General features: G+C 54.9%; 1 protein-coding gene. It reads right to left on the minus strand.

What is annotated here, in order from left to right:
* The coding region (locus HFD99_RS25210) for an AMP-binding protein (protein WP_167441096.1) at positions 1–266 on the minus strand (266 nt) is incomplete at both ends.

Consider the following 266-nt stretch of genomic DNA (forward strand, 5'->3'; position numbering starts at 1 on the left):
TCAAGAAATAGGGCATTGGCGTGGCAATGGTGCTCTTCTGCCAAATCACGACGGGTCAGAAGCACTGCGGCCTCGCTGTCTTCCAGCATGTATTGAATACGAGAGGACGGAAATTCGGGATCAATTGGCACATAAGCTCCGCCTGCTTTTAGCACGGCCAGCAGACCCACGATCATTTCCACGGAGCGCTGCACCATCAGACCGACCAGTTTGTCAGGTCCTACTCCCTGTGCTTGAAGCACTCGTGCCAGCGAATTCGCCCGTTC

Origin of the sequence: Paenibacillus sp. EKM301P (assembly GCF_011800295.1) — a bacterium.
Taxonomy (GTDB): domain Bacteria; phylum Bacillota; class Bacilli; order Paenibacillales; family Paenibacillaceae; genus Paenibacillus; species Paenibacillus polymyxa.